Raw genomic sequence first — 13,190 nt, 5'->3', positions numbered from 1 at the left:
GGCGCTGCTCGCCGCCGCGCCGCCGGACGTGCTGCAGCGTGTGCTCGCGGGCGGGTTGGCGCCGGTGGGGCCGCGGACGATCACCGCGCCCGGCACCCTGGCGGCACACCTGCGCCGGATCGCGGCGAGCGGGATCTCGTACGAGCACGAGGAGTCCGCGGCCGGGGTCGCGTGCGTCGCGTGCGTCATCGCGCCCGACGGTGGCGAGCCCGTCGGTGCCGTCTCGGCGACGGGATGGATCGGGAAGGTCGACATCCGGCGCGTCGGCCCGGCCGTCCGCACCACGGCACTGACCATCGCCCGCGAACTCACCGCGACAGAGAATTCGTGAGAGATCTGCGACGCGGACCTTTGTGCTCGTAGTGCGACGATCCGGGCCCGCCAGAGCGCAGTTCGGGCGAGAAGGTCTACCGCTTCTTCAATGCCGTTCGGCTACGAGCTGCTCGGCGAGGTCCGTGAGTATGTCGATGACCGCCGCGACGGATGGACGAGCGACCGCGCCCGCACGCGTGACTGCTTCCACGCGGCGGGCGACCTCGACACCGTCGACGGGCTTGCGAACCAGCGTGCCGGACGTGGTGGTGTACCGGGGAAGCAGCGCGACTCCCACACCCGCCAGCACCAGTTCTTCGACGACGCGGAAGTCGTTGATGCGTTGGATGATTCGCGGGCTGATACCGGTCTGAACGGCGAGCGACCGCAGGACGTCGTCGACCATGTGGCCGATGCCGACGCTGATCCACGGGCAGTGTGCCAGTTCGTGTAGGGCGATGTGTTCGGAGTCGGCAAGGTGATGATCGGGCCTGAGCACGATCTCCAGGGTCTCGCGGAACAGTAGCGTGGCGTCGATGCGGGGACTCCAGTCGGACGCGTCCCGCTCGTCACGATCCACGACGACGACGTCGTAGTCGGCGAGCAGCGCCAGAGCGTCGGCGGCCGGCTGATCGATGTCTCGACCGATGACCTGGACGTCGATCGCTGCTGCTTCGGTGATGAGTCCCGGCAGCAGTAACACTGCGGCCGAGGGAACCATGGCGACGCGCACCGTCCCGCGTGGTGTGGTCCGAAGGACGTCCATATCCGCGCGAGCCCTGTCCAGGGCGGCCAGTACCTCGTCTGCCCGGGCGACGAGAACCTTGCCGGCCTCGGTGAGCCGAAGGCGGCGACCGTCGGGCTCGAGGAGTTCGAGCCCGACCTCGCGCTGCAATCGCTTGAGCTGCTGCGACACCGCCGAGGACGTCAACGACATCGCCTCGGCCGCGGCGTGCACCGTGCCGCGATCGGCCAGCTCACGGAGCATTCGCAGCCGCTCCACATCCATGAAGCAAGTGTAATCAGTTGCTTCAGAAGGTGTTGCTTGTATGAACGGACGGCTCCGGTCAGTCTGGACCCGTGGCACGAGCACGCAGCTGGTTGTCCGTGACGACGGTCGGCCTGGCCGTCTTCGTCGTCACGACCACCGAGATGGAGCCGATGGGACTACTGCCGTCGATCGCGCACGACCTCGGCGTCTCCGAGGGCCGGGTAGGGCTGAGTGTGACCCTCTACGGAATCGTGGCCGGACTACTGGCGCCCGTCGTCACGGTGGTCACCGGTCGTGTGGACCGACGGACCCTCCTGGTGTCGATCCTCGTGGTCTCCGCCGCAGGCAATGCCCTCTCCGCGGTCGCCCAGAACTTCGTCACCTTCATGGTCTCGCGGTTCGTGTCCGGTCTGATCCACGGGCTGCTGTGGGCCATCGTCGCGAGTGTCGCCGTTCGGCTGGTGCCTCGCCGGAACGCGGTTCGGGCGACAGCGGAGGTGTTCTCGGGGATCTCCGCCGCCCTGGTCCTCGGGGTACCGGTCGGCGCGTTCATCGGCAGCGTCGTCGGTTGGCGCTGGGTGTTCGCGCTCCTGTCGTCGGTCTGTGCGCTGGTACTCGTCCTCGTGGTGGCGTTGCTCCCCGCGCTGCCGTCCGCGGGTGCCTTCGAGTTCTCCGACCTCCGACCACTGGTGCGGTCGTCGGTGGTTCGCGGCGTCCTGCTCATCACCGCGACCGTCGTGGTCGGCAACTATGCCGCGTACACGTATGTCGCACCGTTGCTTCTGGAACGCGGGATCGGCGCGGGCCTCGTCGGATGCTTCCTCCTGTGTTACGGCGTCTCGGGCCTCGTCGGGAACCTCGCGGCGGGCGTGCTGCTCTCGCGATCGCGATCCATGCGGCCTGTGTTGATCGGTCTGACGACCACCCTCACCGCCGCGCTCCTGCTGATCGGCGTCGCACACTCGTCGTCGTCGCTGGCTGTGCTCCTCGCCGTCTGGGGTCTGTCCTACGCTGCGCTACCCGTGGCACTGCAGACGATGGTCCTGCGAGCGACCGAGAACGGGTCCGGGGAAGCAACGACATCGATCTACGTCCTGGTGTTCAACTGCTCCATCGCCGCCGGTGCGTCGGTGGGCGGTGTCGCCGTCGGTGCGGTCGGGCCCAGCGCGGCCGTGTCGACCGGAGTGCTGTTCTGCGCGATCGGTGTCGTTGCGGTCGGCTGCAGCCGCGGACCCGAGGTGAGGCTCTCGGCCGCCGTCCGCCTGGATCGAGAGGTAGGCGAGCGCTGAGCGGTCGTGCCCGATCAGCCCGCGACGAGCAGCGCCGCGCCGACTGCGCCGGCGTAGGCGTCACTGTCCGAGACGAGTAGCTCGGGCATGGGGAAGCAGTCCACCACGCGGCCCAGGCCGTCCCGGACGGCGGGGAGGAACGCGGAGGCGTACCGCGCGCCCCCGCCGCCGAGGACCACGCACTCGCAGCGATGCACGGTCAGCAGGTCGGCCAGCCCGGCCGCCACGTGCGATCCGAAGTCCTCGAACAACTCCCGAGCCGCGTGGTCGCCGGCCGCGGAGCGGTCGACCACCGCATCGATCGCCGCCGCGCCGGCGGTCCCCGGGACCAGGCGTTCCGCGGAACGCTGCAACGCCGAGCGGGCGGCGACCTGTTCCCAGCAGGCGGTTCGCCCGCAGTAGCACGGCGCGCCGCCGTCGACGGTGAGGTGGCCGGCCTCCGGGTGCACACCGTCGGCGCCGCGCCAGGGCGCGTGGTCTCGGACCACGCACGTTCCGACCCCCGTGCCCAGCGTCACCACGAGCGCCGACCCTCGTCCGGCCGCGACGCCGCGCCGCGTGTCGTACAGCGCCGCCGTGACGGCGTCGTTGTCGATCGCCACGGTCTGCGCCCCGAGCCGCTGCTGCAGCCCGTCGAGCAGCGCGACCCCCGAGAAGCCCGGCAGCGTCGCGGGATTGCGGATCACGCCGTCGACGTCGATCGGTCCGCTCGCGCCGATACCGACCGAGAGCGGGCCGGGGCCGGTCTTCGTGAGCAGCGGCGCGGCGGCGGAGACGAGGAAGTCGACTGCACCGGTCCGTGTCCCGAAGCCGGTCGGGGTCGCACGGGATACCCGCGCGACGACCTCGTCGCCGTCCAGGACCACCACGCGGGGCCCCGTCCCGCCCAGATCGATCCCCACCGCCGGGCCGCGCCCCGTCATAGCGCCGTGGTCACCTTGCTGCCGAACGCGAACGCGCCCGGCACGACTCCGTTGGCGCGCGCGATCTGCACCGCGAACAGCTCGGCGGCGACGGTGCCGGTGGCGAAGCGTTCCAGCCCGCCCGCGCCCGGGGCGGCCACGGCGGCAGCACCGTCGGCCCAGACGCCACCCGGCTGCGCGTCCCCGACCAGCACCACGGTGGAGCCGGCGGCCTCGAGATCTCGCGACAGCGCGGTCAGCGACGGGTCGGGCTGGTCGGCGTAGGAGCCGAACAGCAGCACCGACAGGCCGGGCCCCGCCAGTTCTGCTGGGCCGTGCCGGAACTGGCCACCGATGAAGCCCTCGATCGCCACCTTGGCCGACTCCTTGACGATCAGACCGACGAGCAGCGCGGTGGCGGCCTGATCGCGATTGCCCACGGCCGCGATGCGCCGATCCGGCGCGGTGGTGATGCGGGCCGCCAGCCCTGCGACGTCGATGTCCGCGATCGATCGGGCCACGAAGTCGGCGACGGAGGCGATCTCGGCGCTCACGGTGCCCGCGTCGACGCCCGTGAAGGCCGCGGCGATGTGCCGATGCACGCCGAGGGTGTTCAGGTAGCTCTTGGTGCTCACGGTGGCCTCCGGCCCGCTGTGCAGCGGTAGACGGAGGTCGACGCCGGTCGCCAGCGGACTGGACTCGTCGTCGGCGACGCCGACGACGGTGACGCCCGTGCCGCGGACGCGCCCGAGGAGCTCGACGACCTCGCCGGATGCACCCGACTGTGAGGTCGCCACGAGCAGTGTGCCCGGGGTGAGTAGCTCCGGTGTGTCCAGCAGCTGTCCGGCATCGACCCACCACGCGGGTCGGCCCGCGGCGACCAGCGCGCGCCACGTCGGCAATCCCGCGAAATGCGAACTCCCCATCCCGGTGAGCACGATCCGCTCCCAGCTGCGGCCGGCCAGCGCCCGGAGCCCGTCCGGCGCACCCGCGGCCGCCAGGCGCCGCAGGGCATCGGGCTGCTCGGCGATGTCCAGCTCGAAGGGTGTCGTCTCGATGGTCATCTCTCTCCTTCTCTATCCGCCGGTGATGTCGCTGATGGCGACGTCGGCGAGCTGTGCGGCGATGTTGGCGCCGATCATGGCGGTGGGTAGGTTGATGTTGCCGCGGGTGATGGCGGGCATGATCGATGCGTCCGCGACGTACAGGCCCGAGACACCGTGCACGGCACCGTCATCGCCGACCACGGCGGTGGGGTCGGTCGGCGGGCCCAACTTGCAGGTGCCCGCCGGGTGGCAGTAGTTGACGATATCGTCGAGCGGGTCGCCGGATCCGCTGACCACCCGCTCGCCGAGTACCTCGGCGAGGCCGGGCTGCGCGCACATCCGCTCGAGCAGCGCGAGGGCTTCGCGCAGGACGATCCGGTCCTCTTCGGCAGTGCCGTAGCGGTGTTCGATGACGGGGGTGACCACGTCGCGGTCCGGGCCCAGGGTCACCGTGCCCTCCGACTTGGCCCGCATGGCGCCGCCGTAGAGCGAGACGGGCGGCAGACCCGGGTGCCCGCTGTTGGCACCGGCCACCATGAAGACGTGGATGTCGTACGGGCCGCCGTCGCACACGCTGGATCGCGCCCGGCCGACGGTCTGCTCGTCCGGATCCCAGTCCATCGCGGCGATCTCGTCGAGTAGCCCTGCGCGTCCGGCGAAGTCGAGCTGTACGCACTCGTGGTCGAGCAGATGGCGGCCGACGCCGGGTAGGTCTACCACGACCTCGATGCCGAGGGCGGCGAGTTCGTCGGCGGGGCCGATCCCGGACGCCAGCAACAGTGCGGGGGAGTGGTAGGCGCCTGCCGCGACCACCACGCGGCCTGCCGCGACGTAGGACTGCTCGCCGCCACGGGTCACCCACACGCCCTGGGCGACGCCGTCACGCACGTCGATCCGGTCCACCGGGGACTCGCCGGCGATCATCGATCGGTCGCGCACAGCGTCCAGGAATGCGAACGCACTGTTCCACCGGACACCGATCCGCCGGCCGCTTCCGTCGACGGTGTCGACGATGTTGACCGGCATCGGCCCGATGCCCTCGGCCGCTTCCAGCGTGTCGAGATCGTCGGCGAACGGCAGTCCCGCCGCCACCCCCGCCTCGACGAACGCACGTTGCGGTGGCGTCAGTTCGTCCATGGTGTAGCGCCGGACGCGGAAGCGGTTGTGCACCCATTCCAGCAGCGGCGCAACCCTGTTCGCGGCCCACGACGGGTTGCCCTGCGCGGCCCACTCGTCGTAGTCGTAGCGGGCGGACACCGAGGCGGTGCATCCGTTGTGCGCCGAACAGCCGCCCAGGATCCGTGCACGCGGCAGGTCCAGCACACCCGCGCCGGATGTGCGGGTGGTCGTGAGGTCGTAGTCGTGGGACAGCGGGATCGACTTGGCCGACAACATGTCGGCGGGCCAGCCACCGTCGGCGTACGGCCCGTGGTCCGGGCCGGCCTCGAGCAGTAGGATGGATTCGTCGGTATGCGTTGCCAGTACGCCGGTGAAGGCGGCGCCGCCGGTGCCGCCGCCGATGACGACAGTGTCGACCTGCTCGGGCAGCGGGCTGTAGGTATTGCTCATGATCTCTTTCGGAAAGGTCTATGCGATAAGGAGTTCCGCGCCGGCGACGGTGAACTCGTCGCGCCGCCGGGCGTCGACGGACTCGTCCGTCACGATGAGGGCCACGTCGTCGAGCCCGCAGATCCGGGCGAACGCCTCCTGACCGAACTTGGAGCCGTCGACGGCGACGACGGTGCGCCGCGAGTTGGCGAGGCCGGCACGTTTGACCGCGGCGTCGTCGATGTTCCACTCGGTGAATCCCACGCTCGCGGCCACCGCGGACGCCGTCATCACGAACAGATCGAAGCGGTAGGCCGCGAGGGCGGCCTCGGCCTGAGAGCCGACGAACGAGGCCTCGCCCGCGCGGACCAGCCCGCCCGGGGTGAGCACGCGGGTCGCAGAGTCGGCCGCGAGGACCTCTGCCACCCGCAGATTCAGTGCGCAGACGGTGATGTTGCGGCCGACCAGTTCCTCGGCGACGGCCATGCCGGTAGTACCACCGTCGAGGATCAGCGTCTGGCCGTCGAGGACCTGCTGGGCGACGGCGATCGCGATGCGCCGCTTGGCCTCGCTGTTGGTTCGGGACCGGAGAGCGAACGGGGGTTCGAAGCTGCCGCTCGCGGCGGGGGCAGCGCCCCCGTGTGTGCGCACCACGAGCCCGGCGGAGGCGAGTTGGTTGAGATCGCGACGCACCGTCATCTCGGAGACGCCGTATCGCACGCTCAGCTCAGTGATCGCCACCTCGCCGCGCCTGCTCAGCTGCGCCAGGATGTCCTGCTGGCGGGTGTCGGCGTTCATGGTGCTCTCCTCGGTGTGGTCGGTCGCGGTGCTCACTCGATGTCCGGTAGTTCCCCGGCACGGCTCATCCAGTCTCGTCTGCCCGGGCGCAGATTGCGGAGGACCAGCACGCCGGCGCCGGCCAGCACGTAGGCGAGTGCGATGAAGGGCGCCAGCGTGACCGGCATGGCGGGCAGCGGCACGATGCTGTTATACGCGATCAGCAACAGTGCCAGCGTGGAGACGATCGGGGCCACGACATACGCCCACACGTTGAACTCCTCCGGGTGGCGGCGGCGGAAGTACAGGTAGGCGGCGATGTTCATGAGGATGAAGATGGGGATGTACACGAAGGTGCCGGTGGTGCCGAGGACGTTGAACAGGTTGTACGGGCCCAGCGGGAGGCCGGCGGCGAGGCAGATCACCGCGGCGACGGCCGACTGCAGGTAGACCGCTACGACCGGCGTGCCGTGCCGCTTCTGCACACGGGCGAGTACCGCGGGCAGGGCGCCGGTGCGCGCGATGCCGTACAGGGTGCGGGTCGCGCTGGTGGTGCAGGCGACGCACACGCCGAGCCCGGAGTTGACGAGTGCGATCAGCACGATGATCGAGGCACCGTCGAACAGCCGGTCGGCGAGGACGAAGGCTGGGGCCGTGGGGGACGATGCGAGGGCGGCGAGGTTCGATGTGCCCCAGGCGAGCTGCAGACCCCACGCGGTGATCACGTAGAACAGGCCGATCAGCGCGAGCGAACCGATGATGGCGCGCGGGACGATCCGTTTGGGGTCGCGAGACTCCTCGCCGACCGCCGCGGCACTCTCGAATCCGGTGAACGCGAAGATCGACAGGACGATCGCGAGGAAGAAGCCCGAGCCGTGCGTGATGTTGGCGGGGTCGAAGCCGCTCACGTTGACGCCGCCGGGACCGGGGTGGAAGAGGCCGGACAGCGCGAGCGCCAGGCCGACGCACATCTCGAAGCACGTCATGACCACCAGGAACTTCATGGAGATGACGATGCCGCGGTAGGCACAGGCGAAGCACACGGCGAGGATCGCGAGGGAGTAGACCCACCAGGGCACCGGGAAGCCGTACTTGCCGTCCAACTCGTCGTGCAGCACGGCGCCGGTGAAGGCCGCGAGTGAGGCGGGCACGATCGTGACCATGACGGCGTACAGCCACCCGGTCATGAAGCCGGCCTTGGGCCCGATGCCGGCGGAGACGTAGGTGTAGAAGCCGCCCGCCGAGGGCAGATGGCGCGCGAGACCGAGCATCGGGACCGCGATCACGAGGCATACGAGGAACGCCACGAGGTAGGTGAGCGGTGCGGTGACGCCGGTCTGCGAGGTGGCGAAGGCGATCGTGTAGAAGATGCCGAGCGTCGGCGAGATCTGTGCGATCGACTGCATCAGGGTGCCGCCCAGACCGATGGAGCCGGTTCGGAGGCCGCTGGACGGGGCGTGGGTCACGCCGTCGCTGTGCACGGTGGACATGGGGATTCTCCTGGAAGCCGATGGTGACCAGGCCTTTCTAACACCTGGGGTGTTAACTCTGACACAAAAAAGTGTTCATGTACACACTGGATGTGAGATTTCTTGTTGCGTTCACGTGTCGGCGCGTGACGATCGAGTGACGCGACGGTGCTGACCCGACGAGGTGCGAGCGCGGCTGTGCGCGTGGCGCGCCGCCGTTGTCTGAGAATCTCCGTGCATGTGCAACAGGCCTGTCGCCTGCGGATATGCGGCAGTCCACATCGGAGTCGGATATCTTCCGGCCCGATCGCACAGGCTCACCTTAGGTCGGTTAGGCTGCCCTCATGAAAATCGGATCGAAGCTTGCCGCCGCTGCCGCCTGCGTCGCCGTCGCCGGGGCTCTCGCCAGTGCCCCCGCGTCCGCCGCGCCGGCCACGGGACCGATCAGGGAGGTGATCATCGTTCCCGGTCAGACGTTCGGGGCACTGCCGTACCAGCCGCTCAAGTTCGGCCTGGAGCAGGCGGGTTACCACGTCGACGTGCTGACCACCGACGGCACCGACCTTCCCGCCGACGCCCGCGTCATCGCCGGTGCGGTGGACGCCGCCCGCAAGGCCGACCCCAGGGGCGGGATCGCGATCGTCGGCCACAGCGTCGGCGGGCTCTCGGCGCGCTACTACCTCAAGGACCTCGGTGGCGCGAGCAAGGTGAACGAGTACATCGCGATCGGCACCCCGCAGTACGGCAATCCGGCCGGCTGCGGGCAGTCCGGCACCGCGCACGATGTGTGCGACACCTCGGCGTTCATCAAGAACCTGAACTCGGGCGTGAACACCGTGGGACCCACCAGGTACTTCTCGATCCGCAGTGCCAAGGAGTGGGTCGACGGTCGGCTCACCGGCAACCAGTGCCGCATGACGCCGATCCCCACGGTGACCGGTAACGGCGAGTACGACCACATCATCGAGCCGCTGGATCCCCGTGTGCTGCAGCAGATCAAGGAGGCGCTCGCGGGGCGCTGCGACGGCACCCAGGCCAGCACGCCCGCCGGTTCCATCAACGTGAAGCAGACGTTGTACCCGGGCGGCAAGTAACCGCTCGACGAGAAGGGTTGGAAGCCGGCAGCTTCCAACCCTTCTCATCTCACCAGTCCGTCATCGTCCCGTCGCGGCGGCGAGCGATCGGCAGATACGCCTGCTCGTATGGGAACCGGGCGGCGGCCTCCTCGTCGACGGTGACGCCCAGCCCCGGCTCGTCTCCGGGATGCAGGTATCCGTCGCGGAAGGTGAAGCTGGACCGGAACACCTCGCTGACGAGCGGGTCGTAGCCCATGTACTCCTGGATGGCGAAGTTCGTCGTGGACAGCCCCACGTGGAGCGACGCGGAGAGGCTGATCGGCGAGACGTCGGACGGCCCGTGGGGCGCGCCCTTCACCTGGAACACCTCGGCCAGGTTGAGGATCTTGCGGATGTGCGAGATGCCGCCCGCGTGGACCACGGCGGTGCGGATGTAGTCGATCAGCCGCTCGGTGATCAGCTGCTGGCAGTCCCACACGGTGTTGAACACCTCGCCGATGGCGAGTGGGACGCTGGTCTGGGCCCTCACCTGGCGGAGCAGCTGCTGGTTCTCGGCCGGCGTCACGTCTTCGAGCCAGAACAGGTTCACGGGCTCGACCGCCTTGCCCAGCTGGACGGCCTCGGTCGGCGTGAGTCGGTGGTGCACGTCGTGCAGCAGATCGATGTCGGGGCCGACGTGTTCGCGGATCGCGCGCAGCATCTGGGGCGCGTGCCGGAGATACGCTCCGGTGTCCCACGTCTCCTCGGCGGGACCGCTGCCCCGGCCGGCGGGCTCGTAGGCCTGGGCGCCCCTGGTGACGCCGTACACCCGGTTCAGGCCGGGCACACCCGACTGCACCCGCACCGCGCGGAAGCCTCGGGCGAGCACGTGATCGACGGACTCGCACAGCGCCGGCAGGTCCCAACCCGTGGCGTGCGTATAGGTGAGGATCTGCTCGCGCACGGCGCCGCCGAGCAGTTGATACACGGGTACCCCCAGCGCCTTGCCCTTGATGTCCCACAGGGCGGTGTCGACCGCGCCGATCGCGGCCATGGTCACGGGGCCGCGACGCCAGTAGACGCCCCGGTAGAAGAGCTGCCAGACATCCTCGATCCGGTCCGCATCCCGGCCGACGAGGGCCGGCGCCAGGTGATCTCGGAGATAGCTCGCAACGGACAACTCCCGCCCGTTGAGGGTCGCGTCGCCCCAGCCGACCAATCCATCGGCCGTCGTCACCTTCACGGTGACGTAGTTGCGGCTCGGACTGGTGACGATGACGTCCGCGGAAACGATCGTATTGGACATGGCGTTCACATTCTTCTCGGTCGAGCGGTCGGTCTGCGCCCGGCAGGGCACGTCACGCCGCAGTTCGTGGGGGAGCAGTGGAAGCGCGCACGATCAGCTGGGAGTCCAGCCGAACGGCGCTCTCGGACGGGGACTTCCCGTCGATCCGGCTGAGCAGGAGGTCGACCGCCAGCGTGCCCGACTGGGTGATCGCGACGCGGACGGAGGTGAGGGGGGGATCCGACTCGGCAGCGATTTCGAGGTCGTCGATGCCGATGACGCTGAGATCCTCGGGGCAGTGCCGGCCCAAGCCGAGCGCGCCGGCCCGTACGCCGAGGGCCACGAGGTCGTTGTAGGCGAGTACCGCGGTCGCTCTGCTGGCGAGCACGGGCGCCGCGGCCGCGCGGCCGCCGCTCACCGCAGCGGCCTGACTACCGACCGCTGTGAACTCGATGTCCCATCGCGCGCAGTTCGTCGCCACGGCCTCTTGTCGGTTGCGGTCCGCCCACGAACCGGCGGGGCCGGGCACATAGACGATGTGGCGGTGGCCGAGCGCGTGCAGGTGCTCGACGGCCTGCGCGATCCCGTCGGTCGCATCGAGCAGGACACCGGCCGCGCCGTCCGTCTGCCCGTTGATCACCACCATGGCTGTCCGCGCCGCGGTCGGGGCGATCTGTTCGGCCGGGAGGCGCGGCGACACGAGGATGATCCCGCTCGCCGATCCCGCGAGCCGCTCGAGTGCCTCGCGTTCACGGCCCGGTTCCTCGTTGGTGCTGACCAGGGCCAACTGGTGGCGCCCGTGCCAGGCCTGATCGTGGATGGACTTCAGCAACGAGGCGAAGACGGGGTTCGCCACGTCGGGCACGACGACACCGATGGTCCGAGTCGCGGGGAGCGACGGCGACTCGTACCCCAGCTCCGCTGCTGCGGCGACGACGCGTTGCCGTGTCGCGACGGCCAGCCGATCAGGGTCGCTGAAGGCGCGCGACGCGGTCGCCAGGGATACCGATGCTCGGCGGGCAACGTCGGTGAGTGTCGCGGGCACGGGGACTCCTCGGGGTCGGGCGATGGCGTGTGTCACATTGTGCAATATTGCGCAATCCGATTGTGAGAGATAGGTGGTCCATATATCCGATGGCTGGGAGACCCGACCTAGGCGGGCAGTCGGGGGTCGGAAGTGCTCGCCGAGCCATCCCGGGCCGGCGCCGGAATCTGCTCGATCTGCCCGAGCGGCCCCAGGATCGCGTAGATGCCGACCAGCAGTACCACCGCGATGATCAGGAAGTCGAGCGCGAACGAACCGGTGGCTGTGAGGATGAATCCGGTGACGATGGGACTGACCAGGGCAGCGATCATCCCCGTCATGTTCATGATGCCGCTGACGGTGCCGACCCGGCCGATGGGCGCGATGATCGACGGAATCGCCCAGAACACCGGCGCGGTGATGCACACACCCATCACGGCGACGGAGATCCATGTGATCGCGACGGCCGGACTGTGTGTGCTGCCCGCCCCGACGACAGCCACGCCCATCAGCAGACCGATGACGATCATCCACTTGCGAACGCGGGAACTATCGAAGCCTCGGCGGATCAGGATGTCGACCAGGAGGCCGCCGATCAGGAGGTCGCCCAGCGACCCGAAGGTCCACGGGATCGCGGTGAACAACCCCGACTTCAGGATCTTCATGCCCGTCGCGTGCACGAAGTAGTCGGGTAGCCACGTCAGGAACACGAAGATCGCATAGTTGTACGCGAAGCAGCCGATCGCCAGCCCCCAGACCTTCCGCTGCCGCAGCAGGAATCCCAGGCCCTCGCCGGGCACCGGCAGGCCGACCGATTGGGCTCCGTTGTCCTGGATGTACTCCAGCTCCGCCTTCGAGAGTCGGGGTTGGTCCTCGGGATCCCGGTAGATGATCCAGAACCAGATCGCGAACACGAGGCTGATCCCTGCCGTCCACACGAACGCCCAGCGCCAGCCCCATTCCGAGATCACCAACGCGCACAACGGAACACCGATCACGTTCGAGACCTTCGAGCCCGACTCGAAGAGCGATGTCGCGAACCCGCGCTCACGGAAGGGGAACCAGTAGCCCGTGGCCTTCGAGGCTGCGGGAACGATCGGTCCTTCGGTCAGACCGAGGAACACGCGAACGAGGATCAAGGGCCCGAGCCCGCTGAGCACGGCGGTCAGGAGGGTCGGAATCGCCCACAGGAAGGAGCCCACGCGAACGAGCCACTTGACGCCCATCCTGTCCAACAGCAGGCCGGCGGGCAACTGGAACACCAGGTACGTCCAGGTGAACGCAGACGCCAGGATCCCGAACGTGGACTCGCTGAGATGCAGTTCCTTCATCATCGCCGGACCTGCGGTCGAGAGGTTCACTCTGTCCAGATAGTTGACCAGAACCATGCAGAAGAAGGTCCCCCCGATGACGTATCGGAATCGGCCGACTCTGGCGGTCTCATTCGCGTGCGTCTCATTCATCTCGCTCATATCCGTATCTCTCGAAGAGG

At 69.0% G+C, this 13,190-nt stretch carries 12 protein-coding genes; 3 read left to right on the top strand and 9 right to left on the bottom strand.

The window, feature by feature from the left end; genetic code table 11:
- Positions 1–331 (top strand): IclR family transcriptional regulator domain-containing protein (locus ABD908_RS15650; RefSeq protein WP_344997549.1); only part of this gene is annotated, 331 nt, incomplete at its 5' end.
- A gap of 87 nt (positions 332–418) precedes the next feature.
- Here the strand turns inward: ABD908_RS15650 and ABD908_RS15645 are convergent.
- Positions 419–1,321, bottom strand: a complete 903-nt coding sequence (locus ABD908_RS15645; RefSeq protein WP_344997547.1) for a LysR family transcriptional regulator — start codon at positions 1,319–1,321, stop codon at positions 419–421.
- 71 nt (positions 1,322–1,392) lie between these two features.
- Here ABD908_RS15645 and ABD908_RS15640 point away from each other — a divergent pair, with 71 nt between their 5' ends.
- The gene (locus ABD908_RS15640; RefSeq protein ID WP_344997545.1) at positions 1,393–2,592 is read left to right on the top strand and encodes an MFS transporter; all 1,200 of its coding nucleotides are present in this window, start codon (positions 1,393–1,395) and stop codon (positions 2,590–2,592) included.
- Positions 2,593–2,606: 14 nt separating this feature from the next.
- Here the strand turns inward: ABD908_RS15640 and ABD908_RS15635 are convergent, their stop codons facing one another.
- Genes ABD908_RS15635 through ABD908_RS15615 form a run of 5 tightly spaced genes read right to left on the bottom strand, consistent with a single transcriptional unit; the run spans position 2,607 to position 8,355 of the window.
- On the bottom strand, positions 2,607–3,515 hold the full coding sequence (locus ABD908_RS15635) for an ROK family protein (protein ID WP_344997543.1): 909 nt from the start codon (positions 3,513–3,515) through the stop codon (positions 2,607–2,609).
- Positions 3,512–4,558: an SIS domain-containing protein gene (locus ABD908_RS15630; RefSeq protein ID WP_344997541.1), complete on the bottom strand. Its 1,047-nt coding sequence runs from the start codon at positions 4,556–4,558 to the stop codon at positions 3,512–3,514. The genes ABD908_RS15635 and ABD908_RS15630 overlap by 4 nt, the downstream gene beginning before the upstream one ends.
- Positions 4,559–4,570: 12 nt before the next feature.
- Positions 4,571–6,109, bottom strand: a complete 1,539-nt coding sequence (locus ABD908_RS15625; RefSeq protein WP_344997539.1) for a GMC family oxidoreductase — start codon at positions 6,107–6,109, stop codon at positions 4,571–4,573.
- A gap of 18 nt (positions 6,110–6,127) precedes the next feature.
- Complete coding sequence (locus ABD908_RS15620) at positions 6,128–6,922, bottom strand: DeoR/GlpR family DNA-binding transcription regulator (RefSeq protein ID WP_344997537.1); 795 nt, start codon at positions 6,920–6,922, stop codon at positions 6,128–6,130.
- Positions 6,919–8,355, bottom strand: coding sequence for an APC family permease (locus ABD908_RS15615; protein ID WP_344997535.1), 1,437 nt, complete (start codon positions 8,353–8,355; stop codon positions 6,919–6,921). Before ABD908_RS15615 ends, ABD908_RS15620 begins: the two co-directional genes overlap by 4 nt.
- A gap of 323 nt (positions 8,356–8,678) precedes the next feature.
- Between ABD908_RS15615 and ABD908_RS15610 the strand changes: the two genes are divergently transcribed.
- Positions 8,679–9,428, top strand: a complete 750-nt coding sequence (locus ABD908_RS15610) for a lipase family alpha/beta hydrolase (protein WP_344997533.1) — start codon at positions 8,679–8,681, stop codon at positions 9,426–9,428.
- Between the two features lie 49 nt (positions 9,429–9,477).
- Here ABD908_RS15610 and manD read toward each other — a convergent pair whose 3' ends face one another.
- The 3 genes from manD to ABD908_RS15595 all read right to left on the bottom strand — a co-directional run bounded on the left by manD (position 9,478) and on the right by ABD908_RS15595 (position 13,170).
- Positions 9,478–10,695, bottom strand: coding sequence for a D-mannonate dehydratase ManD (manD, locus tag ABD908_RS15605; protein WP_344997531.1), 1,218 nt, complete (start codon positions 10,693–10,695; stop codon positions 9,478–9,480).
- A gap of 52 nt (positions 10,696–10,747) precedes the next feature.
- Positions 10,748–11,719, bottom strand: coding sequence for a LacI family DNA-binding transcriptional regulator (locus tag ABD908_RS15600; RefSeq protein ID WP_344997529.1), 972 nt, complete (start codon positions 11,717–11,719; stop codon positions 10,748–10,750).
- 107 nt (positions 11,720–11,826) lie between these two features.
- Complete coding sequence (locus ABD908_RS15595) at positions 11,827–13,170, bottom strand: MFS transporter (protein ID WP_344997527.1); 1,344 nt, start codon at positions 13,168–13,170, stop codon at positions 11,827–11,829.
- Between the last annotated feature and the right edge of the window lie 20 nt (positions 13,171–13,190).

It is taken from the genome of Tsukamurella soli, assembly GCF_039541155.1.
GTDB lineage: Bacteria > Actinomycetota > Actinomycetes > Mycobacteriales > Mycobacteriaceae > Tsukamurella > Tsukamurella soli.
Note: the sequence above shows the minus strand (reverse complement) of the source record. Positions and strands in the feature narration are given on the sequence as shown.